Source organism: Sedimenticola selenatireducens (assembly GCF_963675335.2).
GTDB lineage: Bacteria > Pseudomonadota > Gammaproteobacteria > Chromatiales > Chromatiaceae > Sedimenticola > Sedimenticola selenatireducens.
The window spans coordinates 1,464,427-1,488,706 of sequence record NZ_CAXXYC010000004.1 but is presented as its reverse complement, the minus strand read 5'-3'; the positions used below and the strand labels follow the sequence as shown (position 1 = coordinate 1,488,706).

The following is a 24,280-nucleotide window of genomic DNA, read 5'->3' as shown; positions in this document are numbered from 1 at the left end:
GTACCAGATCGCCACCGCCTGTTTACGCTATGCTAGGCGCCAGGAGGCACACGCTAACCCATGACCACCCGACTGCTGATCATCGAGGACGACGACGCACTGAACCAAATGCTGCAACTCCACTTCGAGGAGCAGGGCTTTCTGGTGGAAGGGACCGACCGTTGCGCTGAGGGACTCGACCGGATCAGGGCATCCGCCTATGACCTGCTGCTACTGGACCAGCAGTTACCGGACGGCAAAGGCATCGATCTGCTGCACAGCATCGGGGAAGAGTCGCTGAACCAGAGTGTGATCATGATGACCGGCCAGCACGACCTGGAGCTGGCCATCGAGGCGATCAAGCTGGGGGCCGCCGACTTCATCCACAAGCCGGTCAAACTCGGAGAGTTGCAGCATGTGGTGGAGCGGGTGCTGGAGAACCAACGCCTGTCGCGCGAGGTCAAGGCGCTGCAATCCAGTGACGTGGAACCCAAAGCACACCAGGACTTGATCGGCCGAGGCGAGGCGATGCTCCAGGTCAGCAAGGAGATCGCACTCAGTGCCGGCAGCAATGCCACCGTGCTGATCACCGGGGAGTCGGGCACCGGCAAGGAGGTGGTCGCCCGACTGATCCACACCCACTCCGGGGTAGCGGGTCCCTTTGTGGCGATCAACTGCGCGGCCATTGTCGACACCCTGCTGGAAAGCGAGCTGTTTGGTCACGAGAAGGGGGCCTTTACCGGGGCCAGCGAACGCAAGCAGGGAAAATTTGAACTGGCCCAGGACGGCACTCTGTTTCTGGACGAGATTGGGGAACTGGCTCCCCCGCTACAGGCGAAACTGCTGCGGGTACTGCAGGAGCAGACCTTTGAGCGGGTCGGCGGCAGTCAGCAGATACGCTCCAGCGCCCGCATTATCGCCGCCACCCACCGGGACCTTTTCGCCGAGGCGGCCGCCGGCCGTTTCCGCGAGGATCTGACCTACCGACTGAAGGTCATCTCCATCCATCTGCCGCCGCTGCGCGAGCGACTGGAGGATATCCCACTGCTGACCGAGGCGCTGGTGGCACGCATCGCCCGCAAGATCCATAAACCGGCCGCCCAGCTTACCGACGCCACCCTGGCGGCACTCAAGGGCTATGACTGGCCGGGTAATGTACGGGAACTGGAGAATCTGCTGACCCAGGCGCTGGTGCATGCCCGGGGCAATGTCCTGACACCTGATCTGTTGCTGTTCAGGCAACAGGGCTCCACCGGCTCCCCGCCCACAACCAGCGGCTCCGGCACCACCCCGGTGGAACGGACGCTGGATGAAGTGGAGGCCGAGCATATCCAGCGGGTGCTTGACCATACCGGGGGACACAAGGGCAACAGCTGCGAGATACTGGGCATCTCCCGCCCCGCCCTGGATCGCAAGATCAAGAAATACGACCTGACCCTCCCCTGATCTCTGGTTCTTGTAGGGGCAGGCCCCCGTGTCTGCCCACTCCCGCCGGCCCCGCATCAGATCGTTACGTTTAACGTTTCGTTACAACACTTCATTACAATACTCATTCCAATAATTCTATTAATTCATTGTTAATCAATGAGTTATAATCTTGGCACAGCTCCTGCTCTATCTCCTTGCAAACACCCACTTACAACACACGCAAGGATTAATAGTGATGAGTAATCTCGCCCTGGTACAGAACTGGAACGAAGCAGCCACCGAAACCGGCCACGACAATAATCGCCAATTCAACGAACTGGTCAGTGGCTACGCCCAGGACCTGCAACGCTATGCGCACTGGCTTGCCGGCGACCCGCACACCGCCGAGGACCTGGTGCAGGAGACCCTGCTACGGGCCTGGAAATCCCTGCATAATCTGCAAAACCCGAAGGCGGCAAAGGGTTGGCTGTTCACCATACTGCGGCGTGAAAATGCCCGCCGTTTTGAGCGCAAACAGTTGCAGGAGTCAGACATCCCCCTGGAAACCCTGGAGTCGCACGACAACTACTACGACACCTCCACCGAGGCGTTCGTATTGCGCCGGGCAATAGAGGAACTGCCGGCCGAGTACCGGGAACCGCTGGTGCATCAGGTGATTGGGGGCTATTCTCAGAAAGAGATCGCCGAAAAACTGGGCATTACCTCAGCAGGCGTCGGCACCCGGCTGTTCCGGGCGCGCAACAAACTTAGGGAAGCCTTGGTGGCCTGAACCGAATGAATCGCACTCAACATCTGCTCATCGTGGAAGACAACCGCGCCCTGCGGCAGATGCTCACCTGGGAGTTTGAAGAGCTGGGCTACCGGGTCACCGCCACCGACTGCTGCACAGCGGCCATCGAGGCCGCCCGGTCGGGAAAGGTCGACCTGGGACTACTGGACTACAATCTGCCGGACGGCTGCGGGATGGACCTGGTCAGCCGGCTGCGGGCACTCAACCCGGCTATGCGGATCATTCTCAGCAGCGGCTATCTCAATGCGGAGGAGTGCGACCACTCACTCTGCCATTTTGAACCCAAGCCGGTCAGCGCCAAAAAACTGCATCGACTGTTTCAGTCGTATGCTGCAACGCCGGTCGACTAAACAGCTCCCGGCGGGCGTAACAGACTTTAAACGAAATTCCATCACCGATGCGGCGGGTACGACCCGCCCTATGAGCACCCCGGATCAGACCATCGCCTCATCCAGCAGCTCGATCCAGTGTTTTACCGGCCGTTGCGCACCGCCTTGCAGGTGCAGCTGACAACCCACATTGGCGGAAACAATACACTCCGGACCGGCCGCCTCCAGCGCCGCCAGCTTGTTATCCAGCAGCCGCTGCGAGAGTGCGGGCTGCAGAATCGAATAGGTGCCGGCCGAGCCGCAACAGAGATGGCTGTCCACCACCGGCGTCAGCTCGAAGCCGAGACGAAGCAGAACCGCCTCGACGCGGCCGGCCAGCTGTTGCCCGTGCTGCAACGAACAGGGAGAGTGGTAGGCGATTTGCCGGCCAGCCCCGGCAATCGACAATGTCTCCAGTGGCTCCGTCTCCAGCACCTCGCACAGATCCCGGGCCAGCTCGGAGACCCGCCGCGCCTTCGCGGCATAGGCCGGATCGTGCTGCAACAACTCGCCATACTCCTTGACCTGGGTGCCACAACCGCTGGCAGTGATCAGGATGCCCTCAACCCCGGATTCGATATGCGGCCACCAGGCGTCGATATTACGGCGCATGAACCCGGCTGCCTCGGCTTCCGCCGCCAGATGCTGGCTGACGGCGCCACAACAGCCCTGACCGGTCGGTGAGATAAGCGAAATCCCCAACCGGTCCAGCACCCGGGCAGCGGCAGCGTTGGTATTGGGCGTCGCTACCGACTGGGCGCACCCCTCCAGCACCAGCAGGGTTCGCGCATGCTTGGTAATTGGCCGGACTGATGGGGCACCCCTGGCAGGCAGCTTCTGTTTCAGCCTGGCCGACAGCAGTGGTCGAAACAGTTGCCCCAGCCCGAGCGCCAGGGCAAAGCGTTTTGGATAGGGCAGCACGTGACGCAGCCCCCAGCGCATCACTCCGGCAAACAGGGGACGGCCCACCTGCTGCTCCACCATGCCCCGACCGATATCCAGCAGTCGCGCATAACGTACCCCGGATGGACAGGTGGTCTCACAGGAGCGGCAGGTGAGACAACGATCCAGGTGGCGCTGCGTCCGTTCGGTTACGGGCTCCCCTTCCAGCACCTGCTTGATCAGGTAGATACGCCCCCGGGGACTGTCCAGCTCATCTCCCAGCAATTGATAAGTGGGGCAGGTGGCGGTGCAGAAACCACAATGCACGCAACTTCTGAGGATGGCATCCGCCTCCTGGCCATGCGGTGTATTGAGAAAATCGCGCGGCAGGTTAGTTTGCATCAGAACCCCGCATAGAGCCGACCCGGATTGAAAATCCCCTTCGGATCAAAGGCCTGCTTCAGCTGTTGGTGCAGTCGGAGCAGCGGCCCGGCTAACGGGTGATTAACCTCCCCGGTGCGCTCACCTCCCCGGAACAGCTGGGCATGGCCACCGTGCTGTATGGCGCGCTCCCGCACCCGCTCGGCGGACTGGTCGGTGACCAGCCAGCGCTGGGCGCCTCCCCAATCGATAAACTGTTTGCCGGGGAGGGCCAGCGGCGGTGATCCGGGCGCTACCGAGAGCCGCCAGAGTGGTCGGTCATTGCCGAAAAAGGGGTGTTCCAGTTCCCGGACCCGGTGCCAAAATCGTTCGCCATCCGGCAGAACCTCTCCGCCCAGCTGGGTTTGGGCGGCAGCCACACCCTGCTCGGACCCGGCGAGGCGTAAAAAGAGTTTCAGCCCGTCAAAGGCGGCCGCCGTCAGCGGCAGCGGGCTGCCAGCCAGCCGGTTCATCCGCTCAATCGCCTGGAGCTCATCACACTCCTGCACCAGAGTGCGCTCCACCTCGGGCAGCGGCAACACCTTCATGCTGACATCCAGCAGCACGCCAAGCGTACCCATTGCTCCCACCATCAAACGGGAAAGATCGTAACCGGCCACATTCTTCATCACCTCGCCGCCAAAGCGCAGCCGCTCCCCCCGGCCGTTGATCAGGGTGACGCCCAGGACGAAATCCCGCAGCGCTCCGGCATAGGGACGGCGTGGCCCCGACAGGCCGCAGGCGGCAGTTCCACCCAGGGTCGCGGCCGGACTGAAATGGGGCGGTTCGAACGGCAGCATCTGGCCCTCAGCGGCCAGCAGGGCCTCCAATTCGGCCAGACGGGTACCGGCCCGGACGGTGATCACCAGTTCGCGTGGTTCGTAATTGATCACACCCCGGTGCCCGGTGAGATCCAGCGACGTGCCGGAAGGCGTGCGGCCCAGGAAGTCCTTGCTGCCTGAACCGCAAAGCTGTAACGGCTGCCGCCGATCGGCCGCCTCGGTAACGGCCTGGATCAAAGCCTGGCTGATATCACTGGATGGCATCGTCATGCTATACCCCCTTCCTGGCACCCTGATCCCGGGCGCTGGGGGCGGTGAGGGTATCCGACCCCAGCGCCTTGTACTCGGAGCAGCGCCGGGGCTGGGGAATCGCCTTGCCGGGATTGAGCAGCCCCTGGGGGTCAAAGGCCTTCTTCACCGCATGGAACTGATTCAGTTCGGTACTGCTGAACTGAACACACATCTGATGGATCTTCTCGTGCCCCACCCCGTGCTCACCGGTGATGGTGCCTCCCACCCGCACGCACAACTCCAGGATCTCGGCGCCCAGATCCTCGGCCCGCTTCAGCTCTCCCGGCTGGTTTGCGTCGTATAGGATCAGCGGATGCAGGTTGCCGTCACCGGCATGGAATACATTGGCCACCGGCAACTGGTAGCGCTCGGACAGCCGGCTGGTTTCCAGCAGCACCTCGGCCAGCCGCTTGCGTGGCACCGTGCCGTCCATGCAGTAATAATCGGGCGAGATCCGCCCCACCGCCGGGAAGGCCGACTTGCGCCCCTTCCAGAACAGGGTCCGCTCATCCTCATCACGCGCCGTGCGCACCTCGGTGGCGCCGGAATCCAGCAGCTGTTGGCGTACCCGGGCCAGATGGGCCGAGACCTCTTCATTGGCGCCGTCGAGCTCGCACAACAGAATAGCCTGGGCATCCACCGGATAACCGGCATGGACAAAATCCTCGGCGGCGCGGATCGCCAGCCCGTCCATCATCTCCAGGCCGGCCGGGATGATCCCGGCGGCGATCACGTCGCCCACCGCGTTGGCCGCCTTGCTGACGTCGTCGAAGGCGGCCAGCAGAACCTGGGCGCGCTCGGGCGTCGGCAGCAGTTTCACCAGCACCTCGACCACAATACCGAGCATCCCCTCAGAGCCGATCAGCAGCGCCAGCAGGTCAAAACCCGGGGCATCCAGCGCCTCGGCTCCCAGGGTGATCAGCTCACCATCGGCCGTCACCAACTTAAGTTGCAGCACATTGTGTACGGTCAGCCCGTACTTGAGGCAGTGCACCCCTCCGGAATTTTCCGCCACATTACCCCCGATGGTGCAGGCGATCTGGGACGAGGGATCAGGGGCGTAGTAGAGCCCCTGGGCGGCCACCGCCTCGGAGATGGCCAGATTGCGCACACCGGGCTGTACCCGTGCGGTGCGGTTGAGCGGATCGATGTGCAGAATCCGATTCAGCTTGGCCAGGCTCATCAACACCCCGTCGGCCAGCGGCAGGGCGCCACCGGACAGGCCGGTCGCCGCGCCCCTGGCCACCACCGGCACCCCAAGCCGGTGACAGCACTGCATCACCCGTTGTACCTGTTCGGCGTTTTCCGGCAGCACCACCAGCAGGGGCACCTGGCGATAGGCCGAGAGTCCGTCGCACTCATAGGGGCGCAGTGCCTCCTGTTCATGCAGGATCAGCTCGGTGGGCAGCTGCTGCTGCAGCGCCCTGATCAGCGCGGGTTTGTCAATATTCGGGGTATGGCTCATGGGGGGTTACTACTTTCGCCAGTAGGCCGGTGACAACAGCACCAGCAGAGTAAAGATCTCCAGTCGTCCCAACAGCATAGCAAAACAGAGAATCCATTTGGCCGGATCGTTCAGGCCTGCATAGTTGAGCCCTACCGAGGCCAGCCCCGGCCCGAGGTTATTGATCGAGGCGGCAACCGCTGAAAAGGAGGTCATGAGATCCAGACCGGTGAGCGCCAGCGCCAGATACATGAAGGTGAAACTGGCCACATAAAGGGCGAAAAAGCCCCACACCGCCTCCACCACCCGTGGGGTTATGGTCTTTGCGCCCACCCGGATGGGAATCTGGGCGCTGGGATGGATCAGTCGGGTGATCTCCCGCAAGCCCTGTTTGATCAGCAACAGGAAGCGGATCACCTTGATGCCGCCGCCAGTCGATCCGGCACAGCCGCCGATGAAGCTGGTAAACAGCAGCACAATGGCAATGAAGCCGGGCCAGAGGGAGTAATCAGCGGTGGTGAAGCCGGCGGTGGTGCCGATGGAGACCGCCTGAAACAGCCCCTTGGTAAAGGCCTCGCCCCAGTCTTCATAAGTGCCGGTGGTGTGCAGGGTTACGCTCACCACGAGAGCCACAAACAACAGCACCAGCAGATAGAAACGGAACTCGCTGTCGACAAGATAGACCCGGGGATTACGCCGGTTAATGGCGATAAAATGCAGCGCGAAGTTGACCCCGGAAAGCAGTAGAAACAGAACGGCGATCATCTCGATCAGGGTACTGTCAAAATAGCCGATGCTGGCGTCGTGGGTAGAGAAGCCACCGATGGCGACAGTGGAAAAGGCGTGACTCACGGCATCGAATAGCGACATGCCGGCCAACCAATAGGCCAGAATGCAGGCTATAGTCAGGCCCAAATAAATGTACCAGAGCGCCTTGGCCGTCTCGGTAATGCGCGGTGTCAGCTTGGTATCCTTCATCGGACCGGGGGTTTCGGCTCGGTACAGCTGCATGCCACCGATGCCGAGCATCGGCAACACCGCGACCGCCAGTACAATGATGCCCATGCCGCCCAACCACTGCAGCTGCTGCCGATAATAGAGAATCGACCGCGGCAGTTCATCCAGCCCCATGATCACCGTTGAACCGGTGGTGGTCAGACCCGAGATCGATTCAAACACGGCATCGGTGAGCGACATGTGCGGGTCGACGGCAAGCGTAAAGGGCAGCGAACCGGCGATGCCCAGAACGGTCCAGAACATCACCACTACCATGAAACCATCCCGCAGACGCAGCTCCCGGGTCTGGTCCCGCACCATGATCCAGCAGACCGCACCCACCATCAGGATAATGATGAAGGCGATCAGAAAAGAGGTGTAGGCACCGTCGTCATACCAGATAGAGACCAGCATCGGCGGCAACATGGTGACGCTGAACACCATCAACAGGATTCCGAGTATGCGTTGAATGGCACTGAATTGCATATCGCTCAGCTATCCCGGTACCGCGCTGCCTGACCCCCGGCCAGCCACCCGTCCCGAGCCGCCCCCTTATAAGAAAGTAATGCCCACCTGGAACAGCCGCTCCACATCCGGGATCTGCCGCTTGTCCACCAGGAACAGGATGACATGGTCTTCCGACTCGATGACCGTGTCGTGATGGGCGATCAGTACCGCGTCACCACGCACCACGGCACCGATATTGGTCCCCTTCGGCAGCTTGATATCCTCGATCGCCCGGCCCACCACCTTCGATGAACTGGGATCGCCGTGCGCCACCGCCTCAATCGCCTCCGCCGCGCCGCGCCGCAGCGAGTGCACCATCACCACATCGCCCCGGCGCACATGGGTCAACAGACTGCCGATGGTGGCCTGCTGGGGCGAGATGGCGATATCAATGGGTCCGCTCTGCACCATGTCGACATAGGCGGCGCGGTTGATCAGCGCCATCACCTTGCGCGCCCCCAGCCGCTTGGCCAGCATGGCGGAGAGGATGTTGGCCTCGTCATCGTTGGTGACGGCACAGAACACGTCGGTGCCCTCAATGTTCTCCTCCATCAGCAGATCTTCGTCGGCCACGTCGCCGTGCAGCACGATGGTCTTCGGCAACTCCTCCGCCACCTTCTGGGCCCGCTCGCGGTTACGCTCGATCAGCTTGACCTGGTAATCGCGCTCCAGGGCGTGCGCCAGGCGCATACCAATGTTGCCGCCACCGGCGAAGATCAGTCGCTTGAACGGCTTGTCCAGACGCCGCAGCTCACTCATCACCGCCCGGATATTCTCCTTGGCCGCGATAAAGAAGACCTCGTCGTCTGCCTCGATGATAGTGTCGCCTTCCGGCTGAATCGCCCGCCCCTGGCGGTAGATGGCGGCTACCCGCGCCTCGATGTTGGGCATGTGGTCATACAGGGTACGCAACTCATTGCCCACCAGCGGCCCGCCGTAATAGGCGCGCACCGCCACCAGACGCACCCGGCCACCGGCGAAGTCCAGCACCTGCAGGGCGCCGGGGTTCTCGACCAGGCGCATGATGTAGTCGGTCACCAGCTGCTCCGGGCTGATCAACACGTCGACCGGCATCGCCTCGGGAGAGAACAGCTGAGGATACTTGGTGAAGCCGAGGGCGCGTACCCGGGCAATCTTGGTGGGGGTGCGAAACAGGCTGTAGGCCACCTGACAGGCGACCATGTTGGTTTCATCGCTGTTGGTCACGGCAAGAATCAGATCGGCATCCTCGGCACCGGCCCGCATCAGCACATCCGGATGCGCCGCATGTCCCTGCACGGTACCCAGATCGAGCCGGTCCTGCAGCTCCCTGAGCAGATCGGCGTCCTGGTCGACAACCGTAATATCGTTCGCCTCGGAGGCAAGGTTGTTGGCCACCGATGTCCCCACCTGCCCGGCGCCTAGGATGATTATTTTCATTATTTCTTTCTGTTACTTTCCGGGTTGAGTCGATCCGCCACCACGGCGCGCCTGAACGCTGGCCGGTGCAGAATCAGCAGCATGGACCGTCGTGTATGCCCACACAGTCATTCAGTTCGGCCACATCCGCATGGGCACAAAAAACGTGCCCTCCCTGATCTGCCGGCGCAGCCAGCCGGTGCAAAGCGGCGAGCTTATTACCGTTTGTCCTTCACATCAATGCCCAGTGTTTTCAGTTTGCGGTAGAGATGAGTCCGCTCCATGCCTGACGCCTGGGCGATCTGGCTGACATTGCCGGCGTGTTTCTCCAGCTGATATTCCAGGTAGGCCTTCTCGAACGCCTCCCGCGCCTGCCGCAGGGGCTGGTCAAAGGAGACCGGGAAACGCGCCCCACTCTCCAGCGCCAGACCGACACTGCCCAGCGCCGCCTCCACCTCGTCCTGGGTAATCTCGTCGCCAGCCCCCAGGATCAGCAGGCGCTGCACCAGGTTTTTCAGCTCGCGCACGTTGCCGTGCCAACTGTGATTGCGCAGAAAGTTCTGCGCCCGCACATCAAACCGCCGATAGGGCAGTTTTTCATGAGCCACGTAACTGTCCACATAATAGGCCAGCAGCTCCGGCACGTCCTCCCGATGCTCACGCAGCGGCGGAATGTGCAGGGGCACCACATTGAGATGGTAGAACAGGTCCTCGCGGAAAGTGCCGGCCTGCACCTCATCCTGCAGGTTCTTCTGGGTGGCGGCGATAATGCGCACATCTATCTGTACCGGCTCCGACCCACCGACCCGTAGAAAAGCCCCGCCATCCAGCGCCCCCAGTAGCTGGGACTGGGCCTCGATATCCATATCCGCCACCTCATCCAGAAACAGCGTACCGCCGCGTGCCTGTTCCAGGGCGCCGTAGTGGATCTGTCCGCCCTGTTCACTGCCGAACAGCTCCCGTGCGGAATTGCCCCGGGATATAGAGGAGACGCCGACATCAATGAACGGCCGGTCCCGGCGCACGCTCTGGGAGTGCAGATAACGGGCGAAGGTCTCGCGACCGGAGCCGGGCTCACCGGTGATCAGCACCCAGGTATCATGCTGGGCGATACGTTTGACCTGTTCCCGCAGGCGCTGGATCACAGCGCTCCGCCCGGTGGGCTCCACCACATGTTGAGTGTGGCGGCGCAGCCCGATATTCTCCTGCTGCAGCTTATCCACCTCCAGCGCCCGCTCCACGGTCAACAATAGCTTGGCCAGCGACAGCGGTTTCTCCAGAAAATCGTAAGCGCCCAGGCGTGTGGCTTCCACGGCAGTTTCAACCGTGCCATGTCCGGACATCATGATGACCGGACAGGGCATGCCCTCCCCATCCGACCACTCCTTGAGCAGCGAGATACCATCCACATCCGGCATCCAGATATCCAGCAGCACCAGATCCGGCCGCCGGTCGCGCAACGCCTTGCGTGCGCTGGCGCCGTCCTCCGCCATGGCGACCGTGTAATCCTCATCCTCCAGGATCTCCTTCACCAGGGTGCGAATATCCGGCTCGTCATCCACCACCAGGATATGCGATGCACTCATTGGGTTCTGCTCCTTGTGTTCGATCCGGCAGGCAGATCTCTACAGCCTGCATATTGTTCATCCGCACCGATGGCGGGCAGTCTCAGGATCAGGCTGGCCCCCCCTCCCGGGCGGTTTTCGGCCCAGATGGTACCGCCGTGCTCTTCGGCAATCTTCTTCACCACCGCCAGTCCCAGCCCGGTGCCCTTGGCCTTGGTAGTGACATAAGGCTCAAACAGATGAGCCAGAATCTCGGTTTCGAAACCGGGTCCGTTATCCACCACTTCCAACTGAACAAATCTGCAGTCACTTCCCGCCTTTAACTCGGTACTCACTTCTATTCTCGGGTCATCCACCACGCTCACCGCTTCCTGGGCATTCTTGATTAGATTGTGCACCACCTGACGTAACCTTACCGGGTCCGCCTCCACCCGGGTCTCACCGGCATTCAGCCGGGCCTTCAGCCCGGCTACCAGGCCGGCACTGCGATAGAGGTCCAGCACCTCCTGGACCAACGCATCCAGATGCACCGGCTGCGGGTTGATCCGGGATGGGCGCGCATAATCCGAAAAGGCGTTCACCATCTCTTTCATCGCCTCGACCTGGGAGACGATGGTGTGGGTGGCGCGATCCAGCACATCCGCATCTTTGCCTTCCATCTTCTTCAGGTATTTATGCCGCAACCGTTCCGCCGACAACTGAATCGGAGTGAGCGGGTTCTTGATTTCGTGGGCCAGACGACGTGCCACCTCACCCCAGGCTGCGTCGCGCTGGGCCTTGAGCAGATTGGTAATATCATCAAACACCAGCCCATAGCCCATCGACTCATCATCCGGCTGGGCCAGGGGGGTACCCCGGCAGAGCAGCACCTGGCGCCCTTCACCGCCGATCAGCGTGATCTGGCCACGCCAGTCACGCTGCTCCTGCTCCACCGGGTCGCGTACGGCCTCGATAAACTGTCGCAGGCGGGGGGACGCCAGGGCCAGCGCATCGACATCCTGCCCCAACATCAGCGACAGATCCACCTTGAGGATCTCTCCCGCCGCCTGGTTCGCGGTGCGCAGATGTCCCGCCGCATCGAGTGAAATCACCCCGGACGAGAGGCGCCCGAGTACCGTCTCCAGATAGGTTCGCTGCGCCTCCACCTGGCGCTGGGTGCGCGCCGTTTCATCACGGGAGCGGGCTATACGCCGGGACATGGAGTTGAACGAATCAACCAGAAAACCGAGTTCGTCACGCGCCTTGGGCAGGGGCAGCTGCAGACCGTAGTTACCTTCCGCCACTTCCCGGGTTCCCTCCGCAATACCGGCCACCGGTTTCACCAGACGCCTGGCGGTAAAGAAGGCGGCCCAGATTGCCGCCAGCAAGCTGAACAGCAGCACCATCGCCAGCGACAGGGTAAAGGTGCTTTTCAGGCTCTTGCGCAGAAAGGTCAGCTCCTTGTAGCGGCTGTAGCTCCCCTCCACCTTGGTGGTGAGATCGGCAATGGAGCGGGACACTGGAAAACGCGCCAGCAGCAGACGGTTGCGAATCCGGTCCGCCACCACCGCCCGCACTTCCAGCTGCCCCTCGACTTTCAGATTCGGCTCCACCCCGACATAATCCTCTCCGGAACGGACCTGCTGCAGCATCGCCCCATCCGGCTTACTGGTAGTGAGGATGCTGGGATCGGCGTTAACACTGACGATTACCCGGCCGCCGGCATCCATCAACACCAGTTCGCTGGCTCCAAACTGCTCGCGCAGATCCTCCAGACTCAGACTCAGTCCGGCCACCGAGGAACCGGAGAGTTCGTTCAGCAACAGCTGGGCCACCTTCAGACGCTCCAGCTTGTGCAGATCCAGCGAGACCCGCCCCAGGCTGAGGGCATCTTCCATGGACTGGTCGATATGCACGTCAAACCAGCTGTCGATCCCCTTGAGAAGAAACTGCTGCGAGTAGTAGTACACCACCGCCACCGGCGCCAGTGAAAGCGCCACAAATACCACCACCAGCCGCAACGCCAGCCTGGAACCGGCCGCCTGGCGCCGATAACGGGCCACCAGCTGAACGATATTGAAGCTGACCACGATCACCATGGCGAACAGGCCCAGCACACTGGTTACCAGCAGGGGGATAAACAGCCGGCTCAGTTCCTCGGTGTTCTGCAGGGCACCGCTCATGAAGTGCAGTGAAACCAGCACCAACGCCAGCAAGGCGGTGACCGGCAGTGCGCCACCGGTGAGTTTTTTCAGGGTTGCAGGCGCCATATGCTCCACTCACTGGATAGATTCCAGGCCGGACTCAGATAGGCGAGGGGGCGCAGCGGCAGCGGCAGCGCCTCGATGTCCAGGCTGGACCTGAGTGACAGTTTGTAGCGCTCGCCCGATTGCAGTTTTTCCGCCTGTATCAGCTGTACATCCTGGATCCGCCCCAGGGCGGTGAAGGCCGCCTTGCGGGTGGCAAAGTATTGTTGTGTGCCATTCGACAGATCGGTCACCTGATACAGGCCATGCAGCGCCTGATGCAGTATCCGGTAACGCAGCCGGGCATCCAGCAGGTCCGCCTCCCAGATCCAGGCACCCTCCCGGCGCAACTGAATATGCACCTCCAGGGTCAGGGGCACTCCACTCTCCAGTGCCTCCAACGCCTCATCGCTGAATTGATAAAGGATTGTCGCATCCATCAGATAGACACCCTCAACCTCGCGCGCCGTCAACCCCTCCACTTCGAACGCCTTGGCCACGGCCGGGCTGCTGGTGGTGAGCGCGACCAGAAGCAGACACAGCCACCCCGCCCATCCCATGGTCCACGCCCGGCGAGTAATTGTTGGCTGGAAGGTACGCATTTGCGGCTAGATTTTCTCCAGACAGGCATAGTAAAAGCCGTCCATGGTCGCTTCGCCCGGGAGCGTCTGCCGCCCCACCGGGCGACAGCGCCCCCAGTCGGCCATGATCACCCGCTCCCGGGCATCCGGCGCCTGCTCGAGAAAGCGCCGCACCTGCTCCTCATTTTCATCCGACAACAGTGAGCAGGTGGCGTACAGCAACAGGCCGCCCGGCTTCAACAGCGGCCAGACGGCACGCAGAATTTCGCCCTGAATCTTCACCAGGGCGGGGATATCCTGTGCCCGGCGCAGCAATTTGATGTCGGGATGCCGGCGTATTACGCCGGTGGCCGAGCAGGGCACATCCAGCAGGATGCGATCATATTGCCTGTCGGCCCAGGCGCCTTGCGGCTTGGCCGCATCCCCCTGTACAACCGCCGCCGTCACCCCCAACCGCTGCAGATTCTGGCGCACCCGTTCAAGTCGCCGTTGATCGAGATCCATGGCCGTGAGCTGCACAGCGGCCGCTTCCATGATATGGCCTGACTTGCCGCCCGGCGCGGCGCAGGCGTCCAGCACCTGCTGGCCGGCCTGCAGGTCCAGCAACACCGCCGCCAGCTGTGCCCCGCCATCCTGAACCGAGACCCGGCCTTCGGTAAATCCAGGCAGCGCTTCCGCATCCATCGGTGTGTCGAGTACCAGACCGGAAGGAACATGGGGAATGGGCGCCGCCTCGATGCCCGACGCCGCCAGCAGAGACAGGTACTGCTCCCGGTTGTTGGTCGCCAGATTAACCCGAAGGCTCATTGGGGGATGGCAGTTGGTCGCCTGCAGTATCGCTTCCCAGTGCTCCGGCCAGTCTGTACGGATGCGCTCAAGCAGCCAGCCGGGCATGGCGTAACGACCCAGGGGATCGGCATCCGCCAGCGCCAGCAGCGTCTCGCGCTCCCGCTGGAAGCGACGCAGCAGGGCATTGATCAGTCCCACCGCCCAGGCCTTGCGCAACAACCGGGCCGCTTCCACTGTCTCGGCCACCGCAGCGTGGGGCGCCACCCGCATATAGATCAACTGATACAGGCCGAGCAGGATCAGCGCCTGCACTTCGCCCTCTTTCGGCTTGATCGGCTTACTCAGCAGCTGACCGGCAATCCGCTCCAGCCGCGGGCGCCAGCGGGCAACCCCGAAACAGAACTCCTTCACCAACCCCCGGTCCCGTGGGGAGACCGCCTCCAGCCCCTGCTCCAGCAGGTCGGATATCGACCGGCCGTCAGCCAACTGGCGCAGCAGTCGTGCCGCCGCCACCCGCGGATTGCCCGGGTCTGGGGTTCTGCCATTCATGAACCTAACAACCTCATATTAACCGCCAAGAACGCAAAGAGCCCGAAGGAAAATACCGAATTGTACTTTCCCGATCCTTCGCCTGCCGGATTAGACCGGGAATGAAGGCAACCTGAATCCGTGACTTGACCGTCAATCCTGCGCATATCCCGGAAGCCACGGAACCAGGGGTACGCCATTGTATCGCTTTGCGCACTTTGCGTTCTTCGCGGCTGGATCGGGGAATCCGGGCTGAACGGGTCAACCCAGCACCATCCCTTGCGGGTCATGGGCATTGAGAAAATCGGCGGCGCTCATGGCCCGCTTGCCCGGCAGTTGCAGCGAGCGGATACGCAACAGCCCGTCCCCGGTGGCCACATCAATACCCGCACGGTCACAGGCGACGACCGTCCCGGGTGGTGCGTCGGCCGATCCGGAAATGGGTACGCTCTCCCAGATACGCAGCACCTTTCCCTGCATCAAGGTCTGCGCTACCGGCCAGGGATTGAAGGCACGCACTTGACGATCCAGCGCCAGCGCATCCCGGCGCCAGTCCAGGGTGGACTCGGCCTTTTCCAGCTTGCGGGCGTAGTTGGCCAGCGCATCCTGCTGTGGCTCGGCCTGCAGTGTGCCGTCAATAATCCCCGGCAACGCTGCCATCAGTGCCTCGGCACCCAGCTCCGAGAGCCGGTCATGCAGGGCGCCACCGGTCTCGTCTGGTCCGATTTCGATCTCCCGTTTGAGCAGCATCGGCCCGGTATCCAGTCCGGCCTCCATCTGCATGATGGTAATACCACTGCGTTCATCTCCGGCCAGCACCGCACGCTGGATCGGCGCGGCCCCACGCCAGCGTGGGAGCAACGAGGCGTGGATATTGATACAGCCGAGCCGGGGGGCATCCAGTACCCGCTGGGGCAGGATCAGGCCGTACGCCACCACCACCATCAGATCGGCCTGCAGCGCCTCCAGTGCGGCCAGGTCCGCCTCCTCGCGGAAGTTCCTGGGCTGGTAAACCGGGATGGCATGATCCAGGGCCAACTGCTTGACCGGACTGGCTGTCAGCTTTCGGCCGCGGCCGGCCGGCCGGTCGGGCTGGGTGTAGACGGCCACCAGCTGGTGCGGGGAACGGATCAGTTCACGTAACGGGGCGACCGAAAACTCCGGGGTTCCGGCAAAAATAATCTTCAGCTGACTACTCATTATTGGTTGTTCTCGCGGCCACACGGGCCATTCCGATTGGGAATCAGGAGCTGTCCGTAGACCGTTATAGCGCTACTCAAAGCGCTTGGCCGACGGCATCCTGCTGCGCCTGCCGGTCCTCTTTCTCCAGTTTCTTGCGGATGCGTTGCCGCTTCAGACTGGACAGATTATCGATGAACAGCTTGCCATCCAGGTGATCCAGCTCATGCTGGATACAGACCGCCAGCAGGTCATCCGCCTCAAATTCAATAATTTCCCCGTCAAGGTTCTGCGCCCGCACCTTGATATCGGTCGCCCGCACGACCGGCTCATAGACCCCGGGCACCGACAGGCACCCCTCGTCCATTTTGTGCTCACCGTGCTTCTCCAGGATCTCCGGATTGACCAGGCAGAGCGGATCATCGTGGTTCTCCGAGACATCGATCACAACCAGCCGGCGGGGATCATTCACCTGAATTGACGCCAGCCCGATACCCGGCGCCTGATACATGGTTTCCAGCATATCGGCGGCCAGTTTGCGCAAATCATCGTCAAAAGATTTCACAACCTGTGCTTTATTACGCAATCTTGGGTCAGGAAAATGAAGTATGTTCAGAATTGCCATTGGGTTTTCCGTCAATCTATAGTACAAAGATAGAATAATTCTCTAACATTATGATGATACAGGATTCTGGCCCATCCATCCGGCCCGATTTCCTGGTCACTGGAACAAACAGTCAACGCAAAGGGATCGCCATGTTTACGTCTAGCAACAAGCTCGCCTGCCTGGTATTCGGCCTGCTCATCTCATGGGGCGCACTGGCTGCCGATACGGTCGCCGTCAATCCCAACCATCCCGATCGCTATGTGGTGGTCAAGGGGGACACCCTATGGGATATCGCCGGACGATTCCTCCGGGATCCCTGGCTCTGGCCCGACGTCTGGCATGTCAATCCACAGATCGCCAACCCGCACCTGATCTACCCGGGCGATATTATCACAATGACCTATGTAAACGGCCAGCCGCGCCTCAGCCTGCAGCGCGGCTCCATGGTGCATCTGTCACCCCAGGTTCGTTCCACACCGCTGGACGGAGCCATCCCCGCCATTCCAATTGATGCCATTCACCAGTTCCTGACCCGCCCCTATGTCATGGAGCAGGAGGAACTGGACAGCGCCCCCTATGTGGTCGCCTTCGCCGATGAGCATATCCTCGGCAGCAATGACATCAAGGCCTACGTCCGGTCCATCGATACAACTGACAACAGAAAATTCGATGTGGTTCGGCCGGGAGACGCGTATAAGGATGCGGAGACCGGTGAAATTCTCGGCTACGAGGCACTCTACATCAGCAGCAGCGAGTTGCTGCAGCCCGGCGACCCGGCGACCCTGATGCTCAACGACATGGAGCTGGAGACTGTCAAGGGCGACCGACTGCTGCCGGTGTCGGAAGATACTCCGTTGAACACCTTCTTCCCCGCGGCACCGAAGCAGGATGTCAAAGGCAGCATCATCGGGGTGCTTAACGGCGTCAGCCAGATCGGCCAGTTTAACGTGGTAGTGTTGGACCGTGGCGCCGACGACGGCCTTGAAGCCGGCAACGTACTGACTATTGACCACCGTGGTGAGACCATCCGGGATATCGTCTCCAAGACCCGCGGCGATACCGTTACGCTGCCGGACGAACCGGCCGGCACCCTGATGGTTTTCCGCACCTTCGACCGCGTCAGCTTCGCCCTGGTCATGAAGGCCTCACGTGCCATTCATGTGCTTGACCGGGTACGCAATCCATAGCCACTGACGGAGGAAAGCCGCGACCCGATGTCCATTCAGGAGAGGAGTGACGAAACCACTCGGCAGACCAGGGAAGGAGACTGCGAACATCAGACGGCCGACCTCCGCTACTGGCTGGCACTACTGCACACCCCGGGGCTTGGCAGCCGCGGCATCAACCGGCTGCTGGGCTTTAGCGGGGGCGACCCGCGCCCCCTGTTCGGCGCCCAACACCCGGCACATAGCGGACTCCGGCAGGAGAGCATCGCCTGGTTGCGTGGCCCCGACTGGGATCAGGTGGAACAGGATCTGCGCTGGCTGGAGGGCGACAACCGAACACTCCTCACGCTGCGTGATGCGCGCTACCCCCCGCTGCTCAGGGAGATAGCGGACCCACCACCCCTGCTGTTTGTACAAGGTAACGCAGCGACCCTGGAAATGGCGCAGCTGGCCATTGTCGGCTCGCGAAATCCCACGCCAAGCGGGCAGCAGACCGCGCTGGATTTTGCCCGTTTTCTGGCCGATGCCGGATTGGCCATCACCAGTGGACTGGCTGCCGGTATCGATGGCGCCGCACATCGCGGCGCCCTGGAGACCATGACCCCCACACTGGCGGTTACCGGCACCGGTCTTGACCGGGTCTATCCCGCCCGCCATCGCGATCTCGCCCACCGGATTGCCGAACAGGGCGCGTTAATCTCCGAACTCCCCCCCGGCACACCCCCGCTCCCGGCCAACTTCCCCCGCCGCAACCGCATCATCAGCGGCCTCAGTGTCGGCACCCTGGTGGTGGAGGCGGCGCAGAAGAGCGGTTCCCTGATTACCGCCCGGCTGGCTACGGAACAGGGGCGCGAGGTATTTGCCGTACCCGGTTCCATCCACAACCCGCTGGCCCGGGGCTGTCATGCGTTGATCCGCCAGGGTGCCAAGCTGGTGGAGACAGCAGAAGACATCCTGGAGGAGCTAAGCCCGCTGCTCGGCACCCTCCTGAAAGTGCCCCTTGAGAAGCCCGCTGCCGAGGCGGAGTCCACGCCGAGACGATGGGACGGGGAGTACCAATTGCTGATGGCCGCCCTGGATTTTGATCCGACACCGGTCGATCTGCTGATTCAGCGCAGCGGATTGACCGCGGACGCGGTTTCCTCCATGCTTCTGTTACTTGAGCTTGAAGGTTTTGTCTCAGCTGCGCCCGGCGGACGTTATTGTCGAACCGGAAAGATGGGCACTGAACCACTATAGTTTGCAGTTTTTCCCGGTTTTTACCGGCATTTATCGGCATTGCCAGGAGCCGTCTGGCTTGACCAACAGGCTCCCAATGAAGGACGCAGCATGAACGAAAACGTAGTCGATATCCTGATCTACCTTTATGAGAACTACATGGACAGTGATCAGGACTCTATTTCTGACCAGGGTCAGATCCATGATGAACTGATCCAGGCCGGCTTCCCGGAACAGGAGGTCAACAAGGCCTTCCAGTGGATGGATGAGCTTGCCGAGCGACAGGCACCGGAAAATTTCCACCATCAGCCCCAGGGGGCCATGCGCATCTACACCCCCGAAGAGCAACGCCGCATCGATACCGATTCACGCGGGCTGCTGATGTTTCTGGAACAGAACGGCATTCTTGACTCGACCGGTCGTGAACTGGTGATCGACCGGGCTATCGCCCTGGGCACCCATACCATCGGGGTTGACGAGATCAAATGGGTCGTACTGATGGTACTGATCAACCAGCCAGGCCAGGAGAGCGCCTTTGCGCAGATGGAAGAGTTAGTGTACAACGATATTCCTGCCTATCTGCACTGATCACCCGAACCAGGAGCCAGGGCCTGCCGGGCTCCTATCGAAACAACAATATTTTTGTACCAGTTAATAACGATTGCGGACAGACCATCATCTGCCTGCATTGTTTAATTTAGCTGACAACATAATGGACAACTGAACCGATCCGATGAAGCTGGTAATTGTAGAATCACCCGCCAAGTGTAAAACCATCAAGAAGTACCTGGGCCCGGAGTACGAGGTGCTGGCCTCCTATGGCCATGTCCGGGATCTGGTGCCGAAAGAGGGCGCGGTGGACCCCGCCAACGATTTCAGCATGAAATACCAGGTCATCGAACGCAACGACCGGCATGTACAGGCCATCGCCAAGGCACTGAAGAAGTCGGACGCCCTGCTGCTGGCGACTGACCCGGACCGCGAAGGCGAGGCGATCTCCTGGCATCTCTATGAATTGCTGAAAAACCGCAAGTTGCTGAAGGACAAGGAAGTGCAGCGTGTGGTCTTCAATGAGATCACCCAGAAAGCGCTGCAGGAGGCGGTGGCCAAACCCCGCGACCTGTCCATGGATCTGGTCAATGCCCAGCAGGCTCGGCGCGCCCTGGATTACCTGGTGGGCTTCAATCTGTCACCACTGCTGTGGAAGAAGATTCGCCGTGGACTCTCGGCCGGACGCGTGCAGAGCCCGGCCCTGCGCATGATTGTCGAGCGAGAGGAGGAGATCGAGGCCTTCGTCGCCCGGGAGTACTGGACTATCGAGGCGGACCTGACCAAGCAGGAGCAGCCGTTCAGCGCCAAACTGACCCATTACCAGGGCGCCAAGCTGGATCAGTTCGATATCAACAACGGGGATGCGGCGGCGGCGGCGGAACAGCAGTTGCTGACGGCAGCCGGCGGCAAGCTGACGGTTGAAAAGGTCCAGAAGAAACAGCGCAAACGCAATCCGGCGGCCCCCTTTACCACCTCAACCCTGCAGCAGGAGGCGGCCCGCAAGCTCGGTTTCACCGCGCAGCGCACCATGCGTACCGCGCAGCAGCTGTATGAGGGCATCGACACCGGTAGCGGCGCCACCGGTCTCATCACCTACATGCGTACCGATTCGGTCAACCTGTCCGATGACGCCATCGCCGAGTTGCGCGAATTCATCATCGGCCAGTATGGGGCCGATCAACTGCCCAAGCAGCCGCGCAGCTTCAAGACCAAGTCGAAAAACGCCCAGGAGGCGCACGAAGCGATACGCACCACCTCGGTACAGCGCACGCCCGAATCGTTGCTCAATCACCTGACCAAGGACCAGTACCGGCTTTATGAGCTGATCTGGAAGCGCACCGTCGCCTGCCAGATGATCCACGCCACCATCGACACCGTATCGGCGGATCTCTCCTGTGGCGAGGGCAACAACTTCCGCGCCAACGGTTCGACCGTGGCCAACCCGGGGTTCATGGCGGTCTACATGGAGAGCGTCGATGACGCCAAGAAGGGAGACGGCGACGAAAAGCTGCTGCCGCCCCTCAAGGAAGGCGAGCAGATCACCCTAAATAAGATCCGCCCGGAACAGCACTTTACCGAACCACCGCCCCGTTACGGCGAGGCGAGCCTGGTCAAGGCGCTGGAGGAACACGGCATCGGCCGCCCCTCCACTTACGCCTCGATCATCTCCACCCTGCAGGACCGCGAATATGTGCAGCTGGAGAAGAAGCGCTTCCATCCCACCGACGTGGGTCGGGTGGTCAACAAGTTTCTGACCCAGTATTTCACCCGTTATGTGGACTACGACTTTACCGCCCGGCTGGAGGATGAACTAGACGCCATTTCGCGCGGCGAACAGGAGTGGATACCGCTGCTGCGTCAGTTCTGGGCACCGTTCAAGGAGCGCATCGACCACACCCAGGAGAATGTCAAACGCAGTGACGTAACCCATGAGGCGCTGGATGAGGCATGCCCCACTTGCGGCAAGCCGCTCTCCATCCGGCTGGGGCGTCACGGCCGCTTTATCGGTTGCACCAACTATCCCGAATGCGATTACACCCGCGACCTGAATGGCGACAAGAAGGAGCAGGAGGAGCCGACCATCGTCGAGGGGAGAAAGTGTCCCGAGTGTCAGTCCGATCTGGTGATCAAGCGGGGTAAATACGGCAAGTTTATCGGCTGCAGCAACTACCCCAGCTGCCGGCACATTGAACCGCTGGAAAAACCCGAGGATACCGGCGTCGACTGCCCCAAATGCGGCAAGGGCACGCTGATGAAGCGCAAATCGCGCCGCGGCAAGATATTTTACTCCTGCTCCACCTACCCGGAGTGTGATTACGCCACCTGGAATGAGCCGATCGCGGAACCCTGCCCCAGTTGTGGCTGGCCGGTTCTCACCATCAAGACCACCAAGCGAAAGGGCACCGAGAAGGTCTGCCCACAGAAGGAGTGCTCCTATTCGGAGCCGGTCGAGGAGTCCTGATCAACCCGGGATTGGTGTTGCTCTTCAACCTTCATCCGGCAACGCTTCCATGGTGAGGTCATGCACCCGGTTTTTTCCGCCGTCCTTGGCCCGGTAGTGCGCACCGTCCGCCGCCGCCAGGACCTCCTCCATGGAGCCGGTCCCGGCACCGATCGGCACCACGCCAATGCTGGAGGTCACCTGGCAGATCCCTTCCCCGACAGCGACCGCGACCCCCCTGACACCGACAGCGATCCGCTCCGCCATCTGGCGGGCACTCCCAGCTGTACAATTCTCCAGCAGAATCACAAACTCGTCTCCCCCGAGCCGGGCAACCGTGTCCCGGCCGCGTACCTGGGACATGAGTAACCGGGCGATCCGGCGCAGCACCCGATCGCCTACCGCATGGCCAAACCGGTCGTTGATCTGCTTGAAATCGTCCAGATCGATAAACATCAGGGCATGCACCTGGGTTCTGCCGTCCCGTCGGGCGCTATCGATAGCACGTGTCAGCCGCTGCTCAAAGGTTGCCCGGTTGATCAGGCTGGTCAGGCCATCGCGCTCCGCCAGACGGGCATACATGGCACTCACGCCATGCTCGGAATAGGCCGAGGCCACCACCAGACCGGTAAAGGACGCCACCCAGATCAGCGCCACATCAAGGCTGAACAGCCCCACCATGTGGGAGGCATAGACATCCGGTGGAACGTAATGTCTGGTCATCAGCGAAGCCACGGTGGCACCGAACGCGAGCAGCGTGGCACCCTGGCGGCCACAGTAGGTGGCGGCAAAGACGATCAATGGAACCAGGGCAAACAGCAGCAGCGTCGGCTGGCCCACTGACAGCTGCATGACACTCAGCATGCTGGTCAGCGCCACCCCGCCCAGTAGCGACAACAGAAACAGGCGGCACCTGGGTGTCGCCGTACTCTCAACAGATGTGGCCAGGACCAGCAGCACTCCGGCAATAACCAGACACCCCACACTGTTGCCCAGCCACCAGAGCAGCCAGATATCCGCCAGCCCGGCCTGGAGGGTCATACCGGAGTAGCAGAGCCCAAGGGTACCCAGGGTGGCGGTAAATACCGGCCCCAGCACCACCGCCATAGCGATAAACAGCATCACATCACGAATTCGCTCCAACCTCGGATCGAAGCCCAGCGTGCGCAGCAACAGGACCGGCAACAGCGCCTCGAGGGTGGCACCCAGCGTCGCCCCGGCACCCATGGCCAACGGGAGTTGTAGATGAGTCGCCACCAGAGACATGCCGATCAGGGGGGCGACCGCCCAGCGGTAGCCACCCAACAGCACCATGAAAAAAGCCGCCCCTGATGGAATCCAGACGGCTGAAAATCCCTGGAGCTCATGGCTGAAGTGCAATCCGACCAATCCCAGCAGGTAATACGCAAAACCAGACAGAAACAGTATCACCACCGGGACAAATCCGCGTCCGTGACTCAGGGCAAGCAACCCGGGCCATGGCCGGGTTAAGGAGTATTGAGCCTCTGGTTCCATGTATCTAGCGTCCCCTGACTGTCCCTATCCCGGGAAGAAGCCGACACTCCCTGGCCTCACATCCATCCCGGAGAGAGTCTCTCGTTTAGTCGAGCATGATCTGGATGAAGTCACACCCCTGTCCGTTATTCCCGTTGGGGCAGGCATCCAGCAGTCGTTCGAGCTTTGCCCGCTGCCGGTTTAACTCCTCAAACTGTTTCAATACCAGTTCGTGTTGTTTCTGGATTCGGTCCTGTACGACCGGGCACTCGATCTCGCTGTTATCCGGATAACAGAGTTTCAGCAGTTCTGCCACACTGCGTAGCGGAAACCCCAGATCCCGGCAGTTCTTTATGAAACGTACCCGTTCTACCATCTTCTGGGAGTAGAGGCGGTAACCGGATTTGTTTCGGGGCGGCCCGTCTATCAACCCCTTTTGCTCATAAAAGCGTATCGCTGAAACGCCGATACCCGCCCGCTGAGCAAGCTGCCCTATGGTCAATACATCATCCATAAATCTCCTTTCATCACTCTATATTTCAAGTGAATACAAGGTTGACTCTAAAGCCTAAACCCGCTGCAGGGTCAACTGAATTCGGCAGATGGCGGCAGGCTTTCCCCAAGCGTTTTTTCTCTACCGAAGAGGCACTT

The 24,280-nt window shown here is 61.3% G+C and carries 20 protein-coding genes; 7 read left to right on the top strand and 13 right to left on the bottom strand.

The genetic code is table 11. The features are described 5' to 3' along the window. Positions 1 to 60 precede the first annotated feature (60 nt). The 3 genes from ACHZBF_RS18085 to ACHZBF_RS18075 all read left to right on the top strand — a co-directional run bounded on the left by ACHZBF_RS18085 (position 61) and on the right by ACHZBF_RS18075 (position 2,547). Complete coding sequence (locus ACHZBF_RS18085; protein WP_321529199.1) at positions 61 to 1,425, top strand: sigma-54-dependent transcriptional regulator; 1,365 nt, start codon at positions 61 to 63, stop codon at positions 1,423 to 1,425. A 217-nt stretch (positions 1,426 to 1,642) separates the two neighbouring features. Beyond that, positions 1,643 to 2,176: a sigma-70 family RNA polymerase sigma factor gene (locus ACHZBF_RS18080; RefSeq protein ID WP_037376142.1), complete on the top strand. Its 534-nt coding sequence runs from the start codon at positions 1,643 to 1,645 to the stop codon at positions 2,174 to 2,176. A gap of 5 nt (positions 2,177 to 2,181) precedes the next feature. Beyond that, on the top strand, positions 2,182 to 2,547 hold the full coding sequence (locus tag ACHZBF_RS18075) for a response regulator (RefSeq protein WP_273440480.1): 366 nt from the start codon (positions 2,182 to 2,184) through the stop codon (positions 2,545 to 2,547). An 84-nt stretch (positions 2,548 to 2,631) separates the two neighbouring features. On the opposite strand, the gene glcF is transcribed toward ACHZBF_RS18075, so the two are convergent. The 11 genes from glcF to def all read right to left on the bottom strand — a co-directional run bounded on the left by glcF (position 2,632) and on the right by def (position 16,777). Continuing rightward, on the bottom strand, positions 2,632 to 3,849 hold the full coding sequence (gene glcF, locus ACHZBF_RS18070; protein ID WP_321529198.1) for a glycolate oxidase subunit GlcF: 1,218 nt from the start codon (positions 3,847 to 3,849) through the stop codon (positions 2,632 to 2,634). Further along, positions 3,849 to 4,913, bottom strand: a complete 1,065-nt coding sequence (gene glcE / locus ACHZBF_RS18065; protein WP_321529401.1) for a glycolate oxidase subunit GlcE — start codon at positions 4,911 to 4,913, stop codon at positions 3,849 to 3,851. Before glcE ends, glcF begins: the two co-directional genes overlap by 1 nt. A gap of 7 nt (positions 4,914 to 4,920) precedes the next feature. Next, positions 4,921 to 6,405 carry a glycolate oxidase subunit GlcD gene (glcD, locus tag ACHZBF_RS18060; RefSeq protein WP_321529197.1) on the bottom strand — a complete coding sequence of 495 codons (1,485 nt, stop codon included), beginning with the start codon at positions 6,403 to 6,405 and terminating at the stop codon, positions 4,921 to 4,923. A gap of 9 nt (positions 6,406 to 6,414) precedes the next feature. Next, positions 6,415 to 7,866, bottom strand: coding sequence for a TrkH family potassium uptake protein (locus ACHZBF_RS18055; protein ID WP_029134883.1), 1,452 nt, complete (start codon positions 7,864 to 7,866; stop codon positions 6,415 to 6,417). Between the two features lie 66 nt (positions 7,867 to 7,932). After that, positions 7,933 to 9,306, bottom strand: a complete 1,374-nt coding sequence (trkA, locus tag ACHZBF_RS18050; protein WP_321529196.1) for a Trk system potassium transporter TrkA — start codon at positions 9,304 to 9,306, stop codon at positions 7,933 to 7,935. Positions 9,307 to 9,503: 197 nt separating this feature from the next. Then, the gene (locus ACHZBF_RS18045) at positions 9,504 to 10,871 is read right to left on the bottom strand and encodes a sigma-54-dependent transcriptional regulator (RefSeq protein WP_321529195.1); all 1,368 of its coding nucleotides are present in this window, start codon (positions 10,869 to 10,871) and stop codon (positions 9,504 to 9,506) included. Continuing rightward, entirely contained in the window at positions 10,868 to 13,099 is a 2,232-nt protein-coding gene (locus ACHZBF_RS18040; RefSeq protein ID WP_321529194.1) for a sensor histidine kinase, read from the bottom strand. Before ACHZBF_RS18040 ends, ACHZBF_RS18045 begins: the two co-directional genes overlap by 4 nt. Next, positions 13,081 to 13,635 (bottom strand): DUF4390 domain-containing protein, encoded by a 555-nt coding sequence (locus tag ACHZBF_RS18035; RefSeq protein ID WP_273440476.1) that lies wholly within the window; start codon positions 13,633 to 13,635, stop codon positions 13,081 to 13,083. Before ACHZBF_RS18035 ends, ACHZBF_RS18040 begins: the two co-directional genes overlap by 19 nt. Positions 13,636 to 13,683: 48 nt before the next feature. After that, entirely contained in the window at positions 13,684 to 14,994 is a 1,311-nt protein-coding gene (gene rsmB, locus ACHZBF_RS18030; RefSeq protein WP_321529193.1) for a 16S rRNA (cytosine(967)-C(5))-methyltransferase RsmB, read from the bottom strand. A gap of 240 nt (positions 14,995 to 15,234) precedes the next feature. Further along, the gene (gene fmt / locus ACHZBF_RS18025; protein ID WP_321529192.1) at positions 15,235 to 16,173 is read right to left on the bottom strand and encodes a methionyl-tRNA formyltransferase; all 939 of its coding nucleotides are present in this window, start codon (positions 16,171 to 16,173) and stop codon (positions 15,235 to 15,237) included. A 76-nt stretch (positions 16,174 to 16,249) separates the two neighbouring features. Beyond that, positions 16,250 to 16,777, bottom strand: a complete 528-nt coding sequence (gene def, locus ACHZBF_RS18020; RefSeq protein WP_029134877.1) for a peptide deformylase — start codon at positions 16,775 to 16,777, stop codon at positions 16,250 to 16,252. A gap of 131 nt (positions 16,778 to 16,908) precedes the next feature. Between def and ACHZBF_RS18015 the strand changes: the two genes are divergently transcribed. The 4 genes from ACHZBF_RS18015 (at position 16,909) to topA (ending at position 22,156) form a co-directional block, all read left to right on the top strand. Next, positions 16,909 to 17,946: a LysM peptidoglycan-binding domain-containing protein gene (locus ACHZBF_RS18015; RefSeq protein WP_321529191.1), complete on the top strand. Its 1,038-nt coding sequence runs from the start codon at positions 16,909 to 16,911 to the stop codon at positions 17,944 to 17,946. Positions 17,947 to 17,973: 27 nt separating this feature from the next. Further along, positions 17,974 to 19,164 carry a DNA-processing protein DprA gene (dprA, locus tag ACHZBF_RS18010; protein WP_321529190.1) on the top strand — a complete coding sequence of 397 codons (1,191 nt, stop codon included), beginning with the start codon at positions 17,974 to 17,976 and terminating at the stop codon, positions 19,162 to 19,164. A gap of 90 nt (positions 19,165 to 19,254) precedes the next feature. Beyond that, positions 19,255 to 19,731, top strand: a complete 477-nt coding sequence (locus tag ACHZBF_RS18005) for a Smg family protein (protein WP_029134874.1) — start codon at positions 19,255 to 19,257, stop codon at positions 19,729 to 19,731. A 145-nt stretch (positions 19,732 to 19,876) separates the two neighbouring features. Further along, a complete protein-coding gene (gene topA, locus ACHZBF_RS18000; RefSeq protein WP_321529189.1) occupies positions 19,877 to 22,156 on the top strand; it encodes a type I DNA topoisomerase in 2,280 nt (759 codons plus the stop codon). A gap of 24 nt (positions 22,157 to 22,180) precedes the next feature. Here the strand turns inward: topA and ACHZBF_RS17995 are convergent, their stop codons facing one another. Together ACHZBF_RS17995 and ACHZBF_RS17990 are read right to left on the bottom strand one after the other, a co-directional pair. After that, positions 22,181 to 23,650, bottom strand: coding sequence for a GGDEF domain-containing protein (locus ACHZBF_RS17995; protein ID WP_321529188.1), 1,470 nt, complete (start codon positions 23,648 to 23,650; stop codon positions 22,181 to 22,183). An 85-nt stretch (positions 23,651 to 23,735) separates the two neighbouring features. Beyond that, the gene (locus ACHZBF_RS17990) at positions 23,736 to 24,143 is read right to left on the bottom strand and encodes a MerR family transcriptional regulator (protein WP_273440468.1); all 408 of its coding nucleotides are present in this window, start codon (positions 24,141 to 24,143) and stop codon (positions 23,736 to 23,738) included. Between the last annotated feature and the right edge of the window lie 137 nt (positions 24,144 to 24,280).